Source organism: Planococcus dechangensis, assembly GCF_042654465.1.
Taxonomy (GTDB): Bacteria; Bacillota; Bacilli; order Bacillales_A; family Planococcaceae; genus Planococcus; species Planococcus dechangensis.
This window is the reverse complement of the sequence record NZ_JBHSGL010000005.1, coordinates 1,569,835-1,587,195: the sequence shown is the minus strand read 5'-3', so window position 1 is coordinate 1,587,195 and position 17,361 is coordinate 1,569,835. Positions and strand designations below refer to the sequence as shown.

Sequence of the window (17,361 nt, the reverse complement as noted above, 5' to 3'; positions counted from 1 at the left end):
GTTTTTAAAGCGGCGTAAAACCGTCGGGTTGGGGTAAGCAGGAAAGAAAGGGCACATGGGGGTGAGCGTTTGGGGACAATGGAACTGGAGGAGCGGTTTAAAAAGCCGCTGCTTGCGGTCTTGATGGCGGGGGTATTTGTGGCGATTCTTAACCAGACGCTGCTGGCCACCGCTTTGCCGCATATTATGGAAGACTTGAACATTACTGCAAATACCGCGCAGTGGCTGACGACGGTGTTTATGCTTGTCAACGGCGTGATGATCCCGATTACTGCCTTTCTGATCAATAAATATACGACGCGCCATTTATTTTTTGTCGCAATGGGCTTGTTTGCAACGGGCACGATCATTTGTGCGCTGGCGCCCGGCTTTTCGGTATTAATGATCGGACGCATCGTCCAGGCATCGGGAGCGGGCATCATGATGCCACTCGCACAGACGATTCTGTTCGTCATTTTCCCGGTGGAAAAACGCGGGCAGGCGATGGGCATGTTCGGGCTGATCATCTCTTTTGCGCCGGCGATCGGGCCGACCTTGTCCGGCTGGCTGCTTGGCCATTATCCGTGGCGCGCGTTGTTCTATGTGGTCATCCCGATTGCGCTGATTGATTTATTGCTGGCTTATTTCTTTTTGCGCAACGTCACCGAGAGGACGTTCCCGAAAATCGATATGTTGTCGATTGCGTTGTCGACGCTCGGGTTCGGCGGTTTGTTGTACGGCTTTTCGAGTGCCGGCACATTCGGTTGGGGCAGCACTACGGTCATTGCTTCGATTTCCGTCGGCATCATCGCTTTATGGTTTTTCATCCGTCGGCAAGGGCAGCTCAAACAGCCGATTTTGGAGTTCCGCGTCTTTACGTACGGGCTCTTTACGCTATCGACGATTCTCAGCGTTATCGTCTTTGTTACGATGATCGGCAGCGCCACGATTTTGCCCATCTATATGCAGGACATGCACGGGTTCACGGCTCTTGAATCGGGTCTCATGCTGTTGCCAGGAGCCGTCATTATGGGGGTGATGAATCCGGTCGCTGGGAAGATCTTTGATGCAGCCGGCGGAAAATGGCTGGCCGTTGCAGGGCTATCGATCGTCACGGCCTCGACATTCCAGTTTACGATGCTGGCCGCAGATACACCGTTCGCTTACTTGACCATCATGCATGCCATCCGCATGTTCGGTGTGGCGCTTGTTATGATGCCTGTGACGACAGCCGGGCTCAATCAATTGCCGGACCATTTGATTCCGCACGGCACGGCGATGAGCAATACGATGCGCCAAGTGGCGGGTTCGATCGGCACCGCGTTGCTTGTAACAATCATGACCGGCGCGGCACTTGATCCGGACCGCTACGGTGTAGAAGGTTTGATTCGCGGAGTCAATATTTCATTCATGGTGACAGGGGCTTTGAGTGCAGTCGGCATCGTGTTGGCGTTTTTCATAAAAAATCCAAAAAAGCAGGAAAATGAAGGCACTTAAATATATGAAGAAAAGCTGTCACAAGATGTGCATTTACATCTTCGATAAGATTTGGTAAGATGTCTGACGACAGACAATGAATGACAAAAAATTGTTCAATTTTCTGATAAAACTACTTTTAATGAGGTGAAGTTGTGAATTTATTGTGGGGCATCTTCGGTATCATCGTCGTTCTTGGAATCGCTTTCTTATTGTCTGATGGAAAGAGATCCATTAAGCCACGGACCATTCTCGGCGGATTGGCTATCCAGATTACGTTTGCATTTATGGTATTGGAATGGGAACTCGGCAGAGCAGCGTTGCTCGGTTTGTCGAGAGGCGTACAGAACATTATCAACTATGCAGGGGAAGGGATTGCATTTGTCTTCGGCCCTGCCGCTGATACGGAAGGTTTTGGTTTCGTCTTTGCATTCCAAGTGCTGACGATCATTATTTTCTTCTCTTCTTTAATCTCTGTCCTTTATTATCTAGGCATCATGCAGTGGATCATCCGTTTGCTCGGCGGGGCGTTATCGAAATTGCTCGGCACGAGTAAAGCGGAATCGATCTCTGCATCGGCTAATATTTTCGTCGGCCAGACGGAAGCGCCGCTCGTCGTGCGCCCGTTCCTGCCGAACATGACCAAGTCCGAGTTGTTCGCGGTCATGACCGGTGGGCTTGCATCGGTGGCGGGTTCGACACTCGCCGGCTATGCGCTTCTCGGTGTCCCACTTGAATACTTGCTTGCTGCTAGCTTCATGGCGGCGCCTGCCGGATTAATCATGGCAAAAATCATGATCCCGGAACAGGAAGAAATCGAAGAAAAAGAATTTGTCATGGAAAAAGACGATCGTTCAGTCAACGTTGTCGACGCAGCAGCACGCGGAGCTTCAGACGGCTTGCAGCTGGCATTGAATGTAGGGGCGATGCTTCTTGCATTCATCGCACTCATCGCGCTAGCGAACGGTGTTCTTGGCGGCATCGGCGGCTGGTTCGGTGTTGAAGGCATCACCATTCAAGGCATTCTTGGCTATATCTTCGCACCGCTTGCTTTTGCCATCGGCGTTCCGTGGGCAGAAGCTGTGCAAGCGGGAAGTTATATCGGACAAAAGCTCGTATTGAACGAGTTTGTCGCTTATACGGCATTTGCTCCGGAAATTGCGAACTTGTCTCCGAAGACGGTCATCATCGTCAGCTTCGCGCTTTGCGGATTCGCAAACTTCAGCTCACTTGCCATCTTGCTCGGTGGTCTTGGTGCTATGGCTCCAAGCCGCCGCCCGGATATCGCACGCCTCGGCATGCGTGCCATTGCGGCCGGTATGCTGGCGTCACTTTTGAGCGCATCGATCGCCGGCATGTTCGTTTAAAAACAATATATTCCAAACCGTCGTTTCCCGTCAGTCATCTTACTTGAGGTGACTGACGGGAACGGCGGTTTTTTAAGTTTCTCAGCTGCTTTGTTGGGGGGCTTTTCGTCACCTCATGAATGGCGTCAAGGCGCTGCGGCACAGCTGTTTGCTTTCAAGATAAAAGCCTTGACAGCCCCATTTCTAAGGATTACAATTCTATCTTGGCTTACTTGAATTTTTCAGGCAGAGCGGGTAGGGAGAGGGCTAATTTCATAGAAGGTATGTCTTATGGCAAATTGGATAGACCGGTTTTTCGGTCTTAACGAAAATGGGACGACCATCAAGCGGGAATTGACAGCCGGTTTGATCGGTTTTTTCACCGTTGTTTACATCATCGCCGTCAACTCGCTGATTTTATCGGAGTCCGGTATGCCGGTCGAGTATGCGATTATCGGCACCATTGCCGCTGCGGTCGTCGGCGCGCTATTAATGGGCTTTTGGGGCAATGCGCCCATCTTGCTCGTTCCGGGTATGGGAATCAATGCATTGTTTTCCTATACGCTCGTCCAGTCGATGGGTCTTAGTTGGCAAGAGGCGCTTGCGGTGGTCTTCGTTTCTGGCGTCATTTTTGCATTCGTGGCGTTTACGCGATTTTCGAAAATGCTCAGTGAGGCGGTGCCGCATTCGCTAAAAGAAGCGATTACGGTCGGGCTCGGGCTGTTCCTCATGCTATTGGGCCTTGAAAAAGGAGGCCTGGTCGGGCCTGGCGACGGTGCGATTCTTTCACTTGGTTCGCTGTCAGATCCGCTAGTGCTGGCGACGGTGCTGACGTTTTTGCTCGCGATCGTGCTGTTCATCCGCAATGTGCCGGGGAACTTTTTGATCACCATCGTACTCGGTACGGTCATTGCGTATTTCTTCGGCATGATTGATCTCAGCCAGTTGAGCGAACCCGGTGTCAATACCGCAGAAGCGTTCGCGGTGTTTGGCTCGATGTCGTTTGGTTCGATTTTGTCGACGACGTTCTGGGTGGCGGTATTTTCCTTGACGATGGTGCTGGTGTTTGAAAATATCGGACTCGTCCACGGCCAGGTGAATTTCATCGGGCGTCCGGAAAAGTATACGCGTGCATTCCAAGCCACATCGGTGTCGACGATGGCATCGGGTTTTCTGGGCACCAGCCCGACCGTTGCCAGTGTTGAAAGTGCCGCTGCCATGGCGGCTGGCGGACGCACCGGCTTGACAGCACTGACGACTGGCTTTTTGTTTTTAGGTGCGGCGTTTTTTATTCCGCTCATCAAAATCATTCCGGACAGCGCAATTGCGCCGATTCTCATCATCATCGGCGGCTTGATGCTGCAAAACATCAAGAATCTCGACATGAAGGACATGAGCGAAACATTTCCTGCACTGTTGATTGTCGCTTTGATTCCGTTTACGTACAGTATTGCGGATGGCATTGCGATCGGGTTTATCCTGTATCCGGTGCTGAAAGTGGCGATCGGCAAGTGGCGTGAAGTTTCTCCAGCACTTTATGTCATTGCTTGTTTGTTTTTCGTCAATTATGTATTTCATGTAGTTGGTTGAAAAAATACCCCGGCGAGCCATTATGGCTTGTCGGGGCATTTTTTTTGCGAGCCCCCATTGAACAGCGGACGCATCAAATGAACGGAGTAGACAGACTCTTTTCGAGCTTGTCCATGTTACAATTAAACAAAAAGGAGCGGATTGGGATGCGTTATTTTAAATCGAATATGGAAAAGCTGGTCAATCAAGAACCAGAGCTGAAAAAACGGCTGAAAGTCTTGATGAAGGAAATGGAGCTCGAAAAAAGTTTTGCCCTGAAGGCGCTGTATCATTCGGAAGTGGCTGACAGCGGCCCGTATATGAAACAGTATCAGGAAATCGATAGCGAATAAACAAAGCGCCGCGTGCGAATGGATTCCATTCGCACGCGGCGCTTTGTTTTAAGAAGGGAGGGCGGCTTTGTATTCCTCGAGCCATTCTTTCCATGATTCGAGCGTGTAGCCGATGCAATAGCGGTTGATGTATTCATCGTCGCAATTGATGCCTTGGCCGCCGAGCAAAAACTGCAGGCCCGGAATCGCTTCAGACAGTTCTTTGATGTACTGTTCTGCAACCGGACGGCTTTTTGGCGTCATGACCGACATGCAGACGAGCTTAAAGTCTTGTTTGGCAGCCATTTCGGCAAGGCCTTCTAGCGGTGTGTCGGGTCCTGTGTAGACAACGTGAAAGCCATTTTCACGAAGGAACAAGGAAAACAACAAAAGCCCGAGCTGGTGGTGTTCTCCGCTTGGCGTAAGCGCCAGCACTTTCGGCAAATGAGGAGCGACCGGGAAGATGCGGAAAAATTGGTTAAAGCGTTGCTGAATGATATTGGTGATCATGTGCTCATGCGCTACGCTGATCTGTCCGCTTTCCCATTCCGCGCCGATGCGCACCATCAACGGCGCGATGATGGAAAAGAATACGGTCTGGTGGTGGAAAAGTGAAAATTTCAGATCGAGCAAGTAATTGAAACGGTCAATGTCAATCTCCACTGCCGCCTGGTACAGTTCTTCGATTTGCTTGGCATATTCAACGGGCGTGCCTTCTGAATCGGACGGATCGGGATGATAGAACTGTTTTCTCGAAGTGTGCAATTGCTTGACCGCTTCGCTGATTTTCATGCCGTTTTCCTGCACTTGGATTTTCAGCCATTTCAGATCTTCCAGGTTTTGGTCGGAATACAAACGATGGCCCGATTCTGTGCGCGCTGGTGTTATGGCATTGTAGCGCGTCTCCCAGGAACGGATGGTCACTTTCGGCATATCCAGTATTTTGGCAGCAGCTTTGATGTTATACATAGCATGACCTTCATTCCGTAGTTTTTTGTTATACAAATATTATACAACCTGTAACCCCTATCGTAAAGCTATTGGTTTGCACCGAAAGCAGAAAAGGGCTTAGAAAAACAAATCTCTAAAATATAAAGACAGTCATATAGTTCAATAACTTGAAAAAAGTACTTTAAATGGAAAAAAGACAGGTCAGATTTCACTCTGACCTGTCTTTTGGGAATATAAAAATGATACAAAACACTTATTCCATCACTTTGGCGAGCTTCTCAGCACGTGATTTTTGCCAAGCAGTGGTGATGAGCAAGGTGAGGAGCAATAAGATCAGCCCGAGGATAAACGGGAAAATGATGTTGATGTCGAACAGGATGCCGGCAAGAAGCGGCCCCAAGACGTTACCAATGCTCATATAAGCATTGTTCATGCCCATCGCAAAACCGACTTCACCTTCTGCAAGCTTCGAAATCAATGTATTCAATACTGGACGCAAAATGGATGTTGCCAAGAAAATGATCAAAGACACCCCGAAGAACATGACATAGCTGCTAGCGAATAGCGAGGCAAGAAAGCCTCCCGCGGCTACTCCGATAAACGCGACCAATACGCCGATTTCACCGAAGCGCGTAACCAGACGGTCGACGACAAATAGCTGTACGATGACACTGACCGTACCGGTCGCTGTAATCATGAACGCAATGTCTTTCGGGCTGGAATTAAATTGATTATCGAGATACAGCCCGAGGACGGATTCATAGGCCAGCAAGCCAAAGCTCATGACGAGCGTGATGACGAGCGGCACGAAATAAGGAACGGAAGTGGAACGCGCAATCTTTTTGAACATCGATTCCGATTGTGTCATCGTCAAAGACGTATTCGGATCGGCTTGTTCGGCGTCGCTGTCTTTCAAGACAAATACCGAAAACAATACCGCAGCCAGCGAGACAAGCGCCGAGACGAGAAACGGCAGCTTCAGGCTGTAGTCGGCAAGAAAGCCGCCGATTCCAGGGCCGATGACAATGCCGAGCGACATCGCTGCAGACACCATGCTGGTTCCTTTGGCGCGCTGGTCGAAAGTGGTGATATCAGCGATATAAGCGAAAATTGCCGGTACGAGCATGGCGGCGCCGATCCCTCCGATGACGCGGGAGAAGTACAATACACCGATCAAATCAGATGCGTAGAAAATGAACATCGACAAGGTTAGCCCGGCGAGCCCCCAAATAATCATGATGCGGCGGCCGTATTGGTCAGCCCATTTACCGGCGATCGGGGAGAACAAGAATTGGGCGGCCGCGAAGATGGCGATCATCAATCCGGCGGCCATGCCTCCTTGGTTGATGGAGACAAGATAAGCGGGCAAAATCGGGATGATGATGCCGAAACTGGCGATGGCAATAAACATATTGACCATCAAAATGAATATTTTCTTGCGTTGGTCTTTGGACATTGGAGTGCCTTCTTTCTTATATATATGTAGACAAGGGCGCGATGTTAACTTCACCATATTATGGATACTTCTAAAGCTTGTCAATGACTTTGCACCAGACGGGAAAATTTAGTGAAAAAAGTTTGAGAGAGACGGGAGATGTTATTTGGCTGGCTTTGCTGGAAGGATGGGGGACAGGTTGAGCAATGGATCATCATGGGTATAGGTATTGGAAAAGGCGCAATTCGGAGAAGGGGATGGCGATGGATCAACGACTGAAGAGAATTCAAGTGAAGGCGTTGCACGACCGCATCGTTTCAGCAACTCAAGCAGCTGGCTGGATCGATACTGGGATGGCAGTCGGACTAAGCGGCTTTACGCGGGCAGGAGATGCAAAAGCGGTGCCGCTCGCGCTAGCCCATCGAGGAGCGGAAGAAGGATTTCAAATCGATGTCTATACCGGGGCATCGCTTGGCTCGGGAAATGATGGGTATTTGGCGCAAGCTGGAGTGGTGCGTAAGCGTGTGCCCTATCAATCAGACCGGCTGATGCGGTCCGCCATCAATTCCGGAGCGGTGCTGTTTGTCGATCATCATTTATCGCAGACGGCGGAATGGATCAGAAGCGGAGTGGCGGGATCGATTGATTTTGCGATTATCGAAGCGCTCGGCATCACCAAAGAAGGTTTATTGATCCCGACGACTTCCGTCGGCAACTCGGCTGTTTTTGCCCATCATGCAAAAGAGCTGATCATTGAAATCAACACCTCACAGCCGCTTGAGTTACAGGGGCTGCACGATTGCTACGAACCGGAACCTATCGGCCGCCGTCGCCCGATTCCGCTCGTCTCGCCGTCCGATCGAATAGGCATGGCGGGCATACCGATCGATATGTCGAAAGTGAAAGGCATTGTCTGGACGGACCAGCCAGATTCTCCGTCGCCAATAGAGCCGCCTGGTGCTGAAACAGATGTCATGGCCGGCCACCTGCTCGAGTTTTTGCGCGGCGAAGTGAGGGCGGGACGCTTGACTGAAACCTTAGCACCCATCCAGTCCGGCATCGGATCGGTGGCGAATGCGGTCTTGCAAGGCCTCCTCGATTCGGAGTTTCATGATCTCGAACTGTATTCGGAAGTGCTGCAAGATACCGTCTTCGACTTGCTTGATTCCGGTAAAGCAATATTCGCGTCCGGTTCAGCGATCACTTTGTCAGCACCTTATATGGACCGGATCTACAATGATTTGGGCCGCTACAGCGACCGGCTCGTATTGCGGCCGCAGGAAATATCCAACCATCCCGAAATCATCCGGCGGCTCGGGTTGATCTCGATCAATACAGCATTGGAATTCGACCTTTACGGAAATGTCAATTCGACGCATGTCGCGGGAACGAATATGATGAACGGCATCGGCGGTTCGGGTGATTTTGGGCGCAACGCCCAAATCGCCATATTCGTCACAAAATCAACCGCGAAAGACGGCCGCATTTCAAGTGTGGTGCCGTTCGTATCCCATGTCGACCATACCGAGCATGATGTGGATGTCGTCGTAACGGAATACGGCTATGCCGATATCCGCAATTTGGCGCCCCGTGAACGGGCACAGCGGATTGTCGCGAATTGCGTCCATCCGGATTATCGTGCGCAATTAGAAGAGTATCTCTTGCGTGCTGAGGCTCTTGGAGGGCATACGCCGCATGTGCTAGATGAAGCTTTGTCGTGGCATGCCCATTACAAGGCGCAGGGCACGATGTTAAAAAAATCGCCATAATTGGGCAGGCATCAGCCCTCTTGAGCGGGAGCGTTCTTTTCTGTTCATGCAAAATCATGTATACTAATACCACTTGAACGTTACTGGAGGTCCATAGTGATGGAAAAAATTACACCAGGTCCGCTATTGGACGTGATGGGGGAGCTATTCTCCGATGAAGTTTCGATCGTGGTTTCAAATATGGAAGAATACACTTATTATCGGCCAAGCAAACGAATCGATTTGAAAATCAAGCCTGGCGATAAGGTGCGGGAAGGCACAATTGCCCATAAGGCATTGACAACCGGCCAAAAAGCGTCGGAATTCATCAACCGCGAAGTGTTCGGAGTGCCTTACCACGGCATGGCGGTGCCATTTGAAGAAGATGGCGAGCTTGCCGGCTGCGTGATGGCGATTTACCCGGCTTATACAGAAGGGAAATCGGTCGTGACCGTGAAAAGCCCGGATGGCTGGAAGCCGATTCCGTTTACGGATGTCCGCTATCTCGAAGTGAAGGACCGCAAAACACATGTCCATGCAGCGGATTTCTCCGGGACCAATAAAAATTCGTTGCAGGAATTCGAATATTTGCTGCCAAGGGATTCTTTTATCCGTTGCCACCGTTCGTTTATCGTCAATGTCCACCATATAGAAGAAATCCACCCGGATACCCATTCGACATTCGTGTTGGCTATGGATAACGGCGACCGGCTGCCTGTCAGCCAGTCTTATTCCAGCTATTTCCGAAAACTACTCGGCTTCTGAGAACGCATGAAAATGCTGCCTCGGACAGCCGATTTTCTGTTTCACTCGACTATTGCTCTTTTCCATCCGGTAATTCCCTTTTCAGCTGTGGCACAAGTTAAAATTATCTAATAATTAGCCAGGCAGATTGGGTGTTTTCGCTCTATCCTTTTTTCGGGAAGTAAACATCAGCGAGCGTCAGGATGAAAACGCTTTAATCTCTAATAGTAATTGCCATAGCGAATAACTATGCAGAAAGAGAGTGTGATCGGAATGGAAAAAAACCTAGAACGAATCAAAGCGACAGAATTGCATGACCGTGTTGTTTCACCCCAGGAGGCAGCAGCTTGGATTCAAGACGGAATGACACTTGGTCTCAGTGGATTTACAAGAGCGGGAGATGTGAAAGCGGTTCCTTATGCGCTAGTTGAGCGCGCTGAAACAGAAAACTTCAAGGTCAACGTCTTTACCGGCGCATCACTTGGATCGGATATTGACCGTTTGTTCGCAGAAGCTGGAATCGTCAATAAACGCCTGCCTTTCCAAGCCGAACCGGCCATGCGCAAAGCGATTAATGAAGGCGAAATGTTCTTTGTCGACCATCATTTGTCCCACACAGCGGAATGGATTCGCACAGGGGTTATCGAACCGATTGATTTTGCTATCGTAGAAGCGTTGTCGGTTACAGAAGACGGCATGATTATCCCAACGACATCTGTCGGCAACTCATCGGTTTTCGTCAAACATGCGAAAAATATCATCATCGAAATCAATGGAGCACAGCCAGAATTATTTGAAGGCATCCATGATATTTACGATACAGGCAAGCAAGGCGAGCGCGATCCGATTCCGTTGACAGCTGTGGACCAGCGCATCGGCACACGAGGCATTCCGGTCGACATGGACCGTGTACGCGGAATCGTCTTCACGCATCAGGAAGATTCGCCGTCGACTATCGTCGCGCCAGACGAAGAAACGAAAATCATGGCTGACCACTTGTTGAACTTTTTCCGCAGTGAAATCGAAGCCGGCCGCCTGACAGAAAAACTGGCACCGCTTCAATCCGGCATCGGCTCGGTCGCAAATGCTGTACTCCACGGCATGATCGATTCCGAGTTTAAAAACTTGGAAGTCTACTCGGAAGTATTGCAAGACGCGGTCTTCGATTTGATGGATGCGGGCAAAGTCGATTTCGCTTCGTGCTGCTCGATTACCTTGTCTGAACCGAAAATGAAGCAAGTATTCAGCGAGTTCGACCAGTACCGTGACAAGATCATCATGCGTCCGCAGGAAATTTCCAACCATCCGGAAGTCGTCCGCCGACTCGGCTTGATTTCCATCAATACGGCACTTGAGTTTGATATGTATGGAAACGTCAACTCGACGCACGTTTCCGGCACGAAAATGATGAACGGCATCGGCGGATCGGGCGACTTTGCACGCAACGCACGTCTTGCAATCTTCGTTACGAAATCCGTTGCAAAAGCCGGTAAGATCTCCAGTGTGGTGCCATTCGTGTCACACGTGGATCACACAGAGCACGATGTCGATGTCGTTGTCACCGAGCAAGGCTACGCCGATCTACGCGGTCTTGCGCCGCGCCAGCGCGTCGAAGTCATCATCGAAAACTGCGTCCATCCGGATTATCGCCCGCAAATGCGCGAGTATTTCGAAGAAGCATTGACACGCGGGGGGCAAACGCCGCATGTATTGGAAAAAGCGTTCTCCTGGCATGAATCGCTTGCGAAAAACGGCACGATGCTCGTGAAAAAAGAACAATTGGTTTAATAAATGCAAAAACCGGACAGCCCAAAGGCTGTCCGGTTTTTGATCTAATCAGCGATTGCCGTACATTTCGGAAGTATTGCGGGAATACAGTTCGATAATATTGCCGAAAGGATCTTCCGTGTAGACGAGGTAATGGGGCTTGCCTTTATTGATATTCCACATTTTGCTGCGCTGACGGCCGCCATGCTGGACAACCCGTTCAATGGATTCGACAATATCGTCAACGACCAGCGTGATGTGGAAGAAACCGGCGTGCGGTGTCGGCACTTCTTCTGAAAAGCTAGGTTGCTGGAACTCGAAAAGTTCGATTCCGACGCCTCCAGAAGACATCAGGTGAACGCTTTTCATCTTTTTAATTTCGGGTCCTTGTAAATCCTGCGTCATGGAAGGAGGCCCGCCTTCCTCATCGTTAAATTCGAAAGGTCCTGCCAAGACGCGAAAATCAAAGACCTTCCGGTACCAATCCATCGCTTTATTTAAATCCGGGACCGCAAGCCCCACATGCGTAATTGCTGCCATGATGATTCCTCCTTTAGCTCTGTAATATTTCTGTACCCTACCGGCACGGGGAATATGCACCGATTCTATCAGGAGTGATCCGAAAAGTCGAAAATAGTTGTTGCCAGACTGGATTTTTAGTATTATAATAAGCAATTGTGAAATTCTGAAATGAGGGTTCGTAAAAATGAAAAATTCCATCTATGGATTGACGATAGAACAATTAAAAGAATGGTTTGTAGAAAACGGTCAAAAGAAATACCGCGCAGAGCAAGTGTGGGACTGGTTGTACATTAAACGTGTCACTGAGTTCTCAGAGATGAAAAACTTGTCGAAAGATTGCATCGAGCTTCTAGAGAACAGTTTTGCCATCCGTACATTGGAAGAGGCAGTGAAGCAAGAATCATCCGATGGAACGATTAAATTCCTGTTCCGCCTTCAAGACGGCAACTTGATCGAAACTGTATTGATGCGTTTTAAATACGGCAACTCGGTCTGTGTCACAACGCAAGTCGGCTGCAACATCGGCTGTAGTTTCTGTGCAAGCGGACTTTTGAAAAAGAGCCGCGATTTAAACGCGGGCGAAATCGTCGAGCAAATCATGCAAGTGCAGGCGCATTTCGACGCTGTAGAAAAAGATGAGCGCGTCAGCCACATCGTAGTCATGGGTATCGGCGAACCGTTCGACAACTACTCGAATTTGATGGACTTCCTCCACGTTGTCAATTCCCAAAAAGGGTTGGCAATCGGGGCTCGCCATATCACGGTTTCCACGAGCGGCATCGTGCCGAAGATCTACGATTATGCGGATGAGGGCCTTCAGGTCAACTTGGCAATCTCAATCCACGCACCGACAAACGAATTGCGTACGCGCATCATGAAAATCAACAAAGCATATCCGGTCGAAAAACTGATGGCTGCGATCGATTATTATTTGGAGAAATCGAACCGCCGCATCACGTTCGAGTACATTATGCTGCGTGATGTCAACGACCATGTCGAAGAAGCGAATAAGCTTGCGAAACTGCTTGAAGACAAGCGTCATCTGTCTTACGTCAACTTGATCCCTTATAACTCTGTGGATGAGCATGACCAATATCAGCAAAGCACGCCTGAAGCGATCAGCGCATTTTACGATGCATTGAAGAAAAAAGGCATCAATTGCGGCGTGCGCCATGAACAAGGCGCAGACATTGACGCGGCTTGTGGACAACTTCGCAGCAAGCAAATCAAAAAAGACAAAAAACCGGCAACGGTCTAATACGTGACAGGCAGGAAGCTCCCGAGATGTTCGGGGGCTTTTTTGTGTTTCGCTGAATGCGTCGAGTTGTTGAATGTTTAGGCCAAGTTGGAGATTTCGCTGCACTAGTGTTAAAAGGGCTAGGAAGTGTAATGAACGAGCCGCAAGGGGTCTTGTCGAACTGTTTAGAGGCTGAGAACTTGTTTTGTCAGAACACAGTCTATTAAAAGTGTTTGGTGGCAAATAAACACCTTGCAGGCTTTTTCCGCAACTGATTGCAGCTTGTCTGTGCAGTCGAAAAGCCCTCTTAAATATATATTTGTAATTTACTGCAAATTCTCTATAATAAAAGAAAACGCTTTAGAGGAGAATGATTAATGGCTGAAATTAGAATAGATCATTTAGGCAAGAGATATGACAACGGGGCACTGGCGGTCAGTGATTTCAATTTACACATTAAAGACGAAGAATTTATTGTTTTCGTCGGGCCATCGGGCTGCGGGAAGTCCACAACTCTTCGGATGATTGCCGGCCTTGAAGAAATTTCAGAGGGCGAATTCTTTATCGACGATAAGCGAATGAACGATGTTCAGCCAAAAGAGCGTGATATCGCTATGGTTTTCCAAAACTATGCATTGTATCCGCATATGACGGTTTATGAAAATATGGCATTTGGTTTGAAACTGCGCAAGTTCAAAAAAGAGGAAATTAAGCGCCGTGTAGACGAAGCCGCGGCTATTCTCGGGTTGGAAGAATATTTAAACAGAAAACCGAAAGCGCTCTCAGGCGGACAGCGCCAGCGTGTAGCTCTCGGGCGCGCTATCGTACGCGATGCAAAAGTCTTCCTGATGGATGAGCCGTTGTCGAACTTGGACGCCAAATTGCGCGTGCAGATGCGTGCGGAAATTTCCAAATTGCATAACCGCTTGAAAACGACAACCATCTACGTAACGCACGACCAAACGGAAGCAATGACCATGGCTTCCCGCATTGTCGTCATGAAAGACGGCTTGATCCAGCAAGTCGGAACGCCGAAGCAAGTTTACGATTTTCCGGAAAACCGTTTTGTCGGAGGCTTTATCGGTTCTCCTGCCATGAACTTCTTTGAAGGCAAGATCGAAGGCAATTCGTTTGTCATCGGGCAAAAGCAGATTGCTGTACCGGCGAAATTACTGGAAGTGCTGAAACAAGAAGGATACGACGGCAAAGCGGCAACACTAGGCATCCGTCCGGAACATATCCATGTCAACAACGAAGATTTGTCGGGCATCCCGGCAAGCGAGTTTGAAGCGACGATTACCGTTGCGGAGTTGACCGGTGCCGAAACGATTCTTCATGCAGTTTATGAAGACCAGAATTTCATTGCCCGTGTCGATGCAATGACGACCATCGAAGCGGGCCATCAAGCGACATTGGCGTTTGATATGGCGCATGTCCATTTCTTCGATGCTGAAACAGGCGATCGCATCAAAGCGGTAGAGCGTGCGGCAGTCACTGTATAAAATGATCAACACCCGGATCGGTTAAACTTTAACCGATCCGAATTTTTTTTTGATGGATATTTCTGTGAACGCTCCCATCTGTTTTGCCCAAGGCACGGGATCCAGGAGAGCGACATCCCAACCAGCGGACGAAACCTGCAAAGAAAGCTCAGCTTAAACTGACTATAATCAAAGAAAACGAAAATCCTAAATTTCTTCTTCTATGCTAGACCATGGAAGCGATTCCCCCGCTAGCCGGCAACTATATGCGAAAGCAGAACAACTTAAACAGTCAACAGACAATGAAATCACCCAGCCGCCTAGCGCAAACGGGTGAGCCGACGCAGCAAGACAGGTGCTCTTCCTGACTTGCTGCACGAGGCCATCCCAAAGCAAGGCGGCGAATCCATTTGTGAAGCTCCAAACAAGCAGCAACACATCTACGCATTCCAAGTCCAACTCAGCCCAATCCATTCCAGTGTTACCAACGAATAGCTCGAAAATTTGAAAAAATTGGGCATCAGCCTGGTTTTGATAAGTTTAGGGATGTGGAATAAGGGAAAACAACTTAACATAGAGTTTTCAAAAAAAAAGGAGTGGACACAGAATGGTGAGAATTGCAGTGGAACATCCATTTACATCAGTACGTGATGCGTTAGTACAAAAAGGGTATAATGCAGAAATGCTTGAAAAGAAAACAGACGCGACAGATTATGACGTTATCGTCGTCCGTGACCAAGATGATCTAACAGATTTTCATATGAGTGTATCTCTCGTGGAAGCACGAGGCCGTACTTTATTTGAAATCGTAGAAGAAGTCGAAGAGCGCCTAGTGCGCCAAGGCAAGATCCAATCGCCTGCACCTATGTCAGCTGAACATGGATCTGACTCAGGCGGCGCCGGAAGCTTTGTTGCCGGTGCGTTGACAGGTGCGTTGATCGGTGCAGCTGCAGGGTTACTGCTCGCGCCTAAGAGTGGCAAGGAGTTGCAGGAGCAAGTAAAAGTGAAAACTGCAGATTCTACCGAGAAAGTCAGCGGTTCAATCGATCAAGCAAAAGAAAAAGCTGATGAATTAAAAGCGAAGCGCGAAGAGAAGAAAGAAGAGAAAGAATTAGATAAACAAGAAAAAGCAATCGAAAAAGAAGCAAAGCAATATGAAAAAGCGATTGAAAAAGAAGAGAAAAAAGAAGAAAAAGCACAAAAAGAGCACGAAAAAGCAGAGAAAAAAGTAGAAAAAGAAATCAAAAAAGCTGAAAAAGATGCCGGTGGAGTAGATGTCGTGGAATTCGGCGAATCCTCACTCGACAAAAACTCAGATGGCACGATCAAAGTTGAGCCAACTGATGCAGCTAAGAAAAACAACTAAACTCAACACTAAAAAAGCCCTTGCGCATTTGCGCAAGGGCTTTTTTAGTGTTTGCTTATTCCGCGGCCACTTCATCGACCGGGTCATGCGGCTCTGGCTCAGGGACGAACATAAGCACAACAAACCCGATAACAAAGAGGACGACCAAACTTAAGACGCCCATACTGGTATTGCCTGTCACTTGTGCTGTGACGCCGACAAGCAAGGGACCGGAAATAGCGGCGAATTTGCCGAAAATATTATAGAAACCGAAAAATTCATTGGCATTTTGCTTTGGTACAAGCTTTCCGAAATAAGAGCGGCTCAGTGCTTGGATGCCGCCTTGGCTAGAGGCGACCAACATCGCGAGAATCCAGAAGTCGGTGATGGTTTCAATAAAAAATGCATAAATGCAGACGATGATATAGACGATAATGCCGACATAAAGCATTTTCTTTCCTGTAAACCGGTCGGCAAGCCTGCCATACAAAATGGCGAAAGGAGCGGCGACCACCTGGGTGGCGAACAAAACAATCAGCAGGCTCGTGGCACTCAAACCAAGGTCTGTGCCATAAGCGGTGGATAAGGCGATGATGGTGCCGACGCCGTCAATATAAAAGAAGTAGGCGATCAAAAACAGCAGCAACGCACGGTATTGCCTAATTTCACGGATGGTTTTGCCGAGTCGGCGGAAGCTCTGGACTACAGGGCTGGCTTCACGTTTGATAAAGTGCACTTGCTTGACGTGGCGAAGCATAGGAATAGTGAAAACGAGCCACCAGACAGCGGTGATGAGAAACGCAACTCGGCTCGCATTGGTAACAGAAAGCGGCAATACTCCGTTTTGAGCCAATAATATAATGAGGATGGCAATCGCAAATGGGATGGTTGAGCCGATATAGCCAAGGCCATACCCGAATGCCGACACCCGGTTCATTCGCTTGGTGGTTGTGACGTCAACGATGAATGCATCATAAAATAAATTCGCGCCGGTCGCACCGAGTGCTGCAAATGTGTAACAGATCAATAGCCATAGCCATTCGCCTTCGGGTACGAACGCCAGCATCGCAGTGGAGATGGTGCCAAGCAGAAAAAAACCGGTGAAAAAGCGTTTCTTCATACCTTCATAATCGGCAATGGTGCCGAGTATCGGGCCGATCATCGCCAAAATGAACGTGAAAATGGCGATTGTATAACTCAAATAGGCAGTTGAATCGGCCAATTCGACGCCGGCATCTGTTGCCGCTGCTTTATAAAAGAGTGGGAAAACTGCCGTAGTGATGATGATCGAATAAGCGGAGTTGCCCCAATCGTACAGTGCCCAGCTCTTTTCTGTTTTCGTATACTTCGCCATAGCCCAAGCCCCCTTTTAGTAAGTCTATTGTACAAGATGGGGCTGCAGAAAAGACGAGATTGTCTGAAAATTTGC

14 protein-coding genes are annotated in these 17,361 nt (G+C 48.9%); 10 read left to right on the top strand and 4 right to left on the bottom strand.

The features are described from left to right. The first annotated feature begins 78 nt into the window (after positions 1-78). The 4 genes from ACFO5U_RS10970 (at position 79) to ACFO5U_RS10955 (ending at position 4,723) form a co-directional block, all read left to right on the top strand. Positions 79-1,476, top strand: coding sequence for a DHA2 family efflux MFS transporter permease subunit (locus ACFO5U_RS10970; protein WP_377279493.1), 1,398 nt, complete (start codon positions 79-81; stop codon positions 1,474-1,476). A 134-nt stretch (positions 1,477-1,610) separates the two neighbouring features. Further along, positions 1,611-2,822 carry a NupC/NupG family nucleoside CNT transporter gene (locus ACFO5U_RS10965; RefSeq protein ID WP_377279106.1) on the top strand — a complete coding sequence of 404 codons (1,212 nt, stop codon included), beginning with the start codon at positions 1,611-1,613 and terminating at the stop codon, positions 2,820-2,822. Positions 2,823-3,092: 270 nt separating this feature from the next. Continuing rightward, positions 3,093-4,391, top strand: a complete 1,299-nt coding sequence (locus ACFO5U_RS10960; RefSeq protein ID WP_377279105.1) for an NCS2 family permease — start codon at positions 3,093-3,095, stop codon at positions 4,389-4,391. Positions 4,392-4,537: 146 nt separating this feature from the next. Beyond that, a complete protein-coding gene (locus ACFO5U_RS10955; protein ID WP_377279104.1) occupies positions 4,538-4,723 on the top strand; it encodes a hypothetical protein in 186 nt (61 codons plus the stop codon). A 48-nt stretch (positions 4,724-4,771) separates the two neighbouring features. On the opposite strand, the gene ACFO5U_RS10950 is transcribed toward ACFO5U_RS10955, so the two are convergent. Both ACFO5U_RS10950 and ACFO5U_RS10945 read right to left on the bottom strand, forming a co-directional pair. Next, positions 4,772-5,671 carry a MerR family transcriptional regulator gene (locus ACFO5U_RS10950; RefSeq protein ID WP_377279103.1) on the bottom strand — a complete coding sequence of 300 codons (900 nt, stop codon included), beginning with the start codon at positions 5,669-5,671 and terminating at the stop codon, positions 4,772-4,774. A 235-nt stretch (positions 5,672-5,906) separates the two neighbouring features. After that, on the bottom strand, positions 5,907-7,109 hold the full coding sequence (locus tag ACFO5U_RS10945; protein ID WP_377279102.1) for an MFS transporter: 1,203 nt from the start codon (positions 7,107-7,109) through the stop codon (positions 5,907-5,909). A gap of 242 nt (positions 7,110-7,351) precedes the next feature. Between ACFO5U_RS10945 and ACFO5U_RS10940 the strand changes: the two genes are divergently transcribed. The 3 genes from ACFO5U_RS10940 (at position 7,352) to ACFO5U_RS10930 (ending at position 11,368) form a co-directional block, all read left to right on the top strand. Continuing rightward, a complete protein-coding gene (locus tag ACFO5U_RS10940; RefSeq protein ID WP_377279101.1) occupies positions 7,352-8,857 on the top strand; it encodes a succinate CoA transferase in 1,506 nt (501 codons plus the stop codon). Positions 8,858-8,956: 99 nt separating this feature from the next. Further along, the gene (locus ACFO5U_RS10935; protein ID WP_377279100.1) at positions 8,957-9,601 is read left to right on the top strand and encodes a LytTR family DNA-binding domain-containing protein; all 645 of its coding nucleotides are present in this window, start codon (positions 8,957-8,959) and stop codon (positions 9,599-9,601) included. 252 nt (positions 9,602-9,853) lie between these two features. Next, positions 9,854-11,368: an acetyl-CoA hydrolase/transferase family protein gene (locus ACFO5U_RS10930; RefSeq protein ID WP_377279099.1), complete on the top strand. Its 1,515-nt coding sequence runs from the start codon at positions 9,854-9,856 to the stop codon at positions 11,366-11,368. A 48-nt stretch (positions 11,369-11,416) separates the two neighbouring features. Here ACFO5U_RS10930 and ACFO5U_RS10925 read toward each other — a convergent pair whose 3' ends face one another. Continuing rightward, entirely contained in the window at positions 11,417-11,887 is a 471-nt protein-coding gene (locus tag ACFO5U_RS10925) for a VOC family protein (protein ID WP_377279098.1), read from the bottom strand. A 166-nt stretch (positions 11,888-12,053) separates the two neighbouring features. Here ACFO5U_RS10925 and rlmN point away from each other — a divergent pair, with 166 nt between their 5' ends. The 3 genes from rlmN (at position 12,054) to ACFO5U_RS10910 (ending at position 15,953) form a co-directional block, all read left to right on the top strand. Beyond that, positions 12,054-13,127, top strand: a complete 1,074-nt coding sequence (rlmN, locus tag ACFO5U_RS10920) for a dual-specificity RNA methyltransferase RlmN (RefSeq protein WP_377279097.1) — start codon at positions 12,054-12,056, stop codon at positions 13,125-13,127. Positions 13,128-13,483: 356 nt separating this feature from the next. Continuing rightward, on the top strand, positions 13,484-14,608 hold the full coding sequence (locus ACFO5U_RS10915; protein ID WP_377279096.1) for an ABC transporter ATP-binding protein: 1,125 nt from the start codon (positions 13,484-13,486) through the stop codon (positions 14,606-14,608). Positions 14,609-15,194: 586 nt separating this feature from the next. Continuing rightward, entirely contained in the window at positions 15,195-15,953 is a 759-nt protein-coding gene (locus ACFO5U_RS10910; protein WP_377279095.1) for a YkuS family protein, read from the top strand. Between the two features lie 55 nt (positions 15,954-16,008). On the opposite strand, the gene ACFO5U_RS10905 is transcribed toward ACFO5U_RS10910, so the two are convergent. Beyond that, positions 16,009-17,286 (bottom strand): MFS transporter, encoded by a 1,278-nt coding sequence (locus tag ACFO5U_RS10905; RefSeq protein ID WP_377279094.1) that lies wholly within the window; start codon positions 17,284-17,286, stop codon positions 16,009-16,011. Positions 17,287-17,361: the final 75 nt, after the last annotated feature.

What these genes read in the sequence shown, in the direction of transcription:
- ACFO5U_RS10940 (WP_377279101.1), top strand. Translation starts at nt 7,352, where the DNA reads ATGGATCAACGACTGAAGAGAATTCAAGTGAAGGCGTTGCACGACCGC.
- ACFO5U_RS10905 (WP_377279094.1), bottom strand. Translation starts at nt 17,286, where the DNA reads ATGGCGAAGTATACGAAAACAGAAAAGAGCTGGGCACTGTACGATTGG.
- ACFO5U_RS10960 (WP_377279105.1), top strand. Translation starts at nt 3,093, where the DNA reads ATGGCAAATTGGATAGACCGGTTTTTCGGTCTTAACGAAAATGGGACG.
- ACFO5U_RS10950 (WP_377279103.1), bottom strand. Translation starts at nt 5,671, where the DNA reads ATGTATAACATCAAAGCTGCTGCCAAAATACTGGATATGCCGAAAGTG.
- ACFO5U_RS10970 (WP_377279493.1), top strand. Translation starts at nt 79, where the DNA reads ATGGAACTGGAGGAGCGGTTTAAAAAGCCGCTGCTTGCGGTCTTGATG.
- ACFO5U_RS10945 (WP_377279102.1), bottom strand. Translation starts at nt 7,109, where the DNA reads ATGTCCAAAGACCAACGCAAGAAAATATTCATTTTGATGGTCAATATG.
- ACFO5U_RS10910 (WP_377279095.1), top strand. Translation starts at nt 15,195, where the DNA reads ATGGTGAGAATTGCAGTGGAACATCCATTTACATCAGTACGTGATGCG.
- ACFO5U_RS10935 (WP_377279100.1), top strand. Translation starts at nt 8,957, where the DNA reads ATGGAAAAAATTACACCAGGTCCGCTATTGGACGTGATGGGGGAGCTA.
- ACFO5U_RS10915 (WP_377279096.1), top strand. Translation starts at nt 13,484, where the DNA reads ATGGCTGAAATTAGAATAGATCATTTAGGCAAGAGATATGACAACGGG.
- rlmN (WP_377279097.1), top strand. Translation starts at nt 12,054, where the DNA reads ATGAAAAATTCCATCTATGGATTGACGATAGAACAATTAAAAGAATGG.
- ACFO5U_RS10930 (WP_377279099.1), top strand. Translation starts at nt 9,854, where the DNA reads ATGGAAAAAAACCTAGAACGAATCAAAGCGACAGAATTGCATGACCGT.
- ACFO5U_RS10955 (WP_377279104.1), top strand. Translation starts at nt 4,538, where the DNA reads ATGCGTTATTTTAAATCGAATATGGAAAAGCTGGTCAATCAAGAACCA.
- ACFO5U_RS10925 (WP_377279098.1), bottom strand. Translation starts at nt 11,887, where the DNA reads ATGGCAGCAATTACGCATGTGGGGCTTGCGGTCCCGGATTTAAATAAA.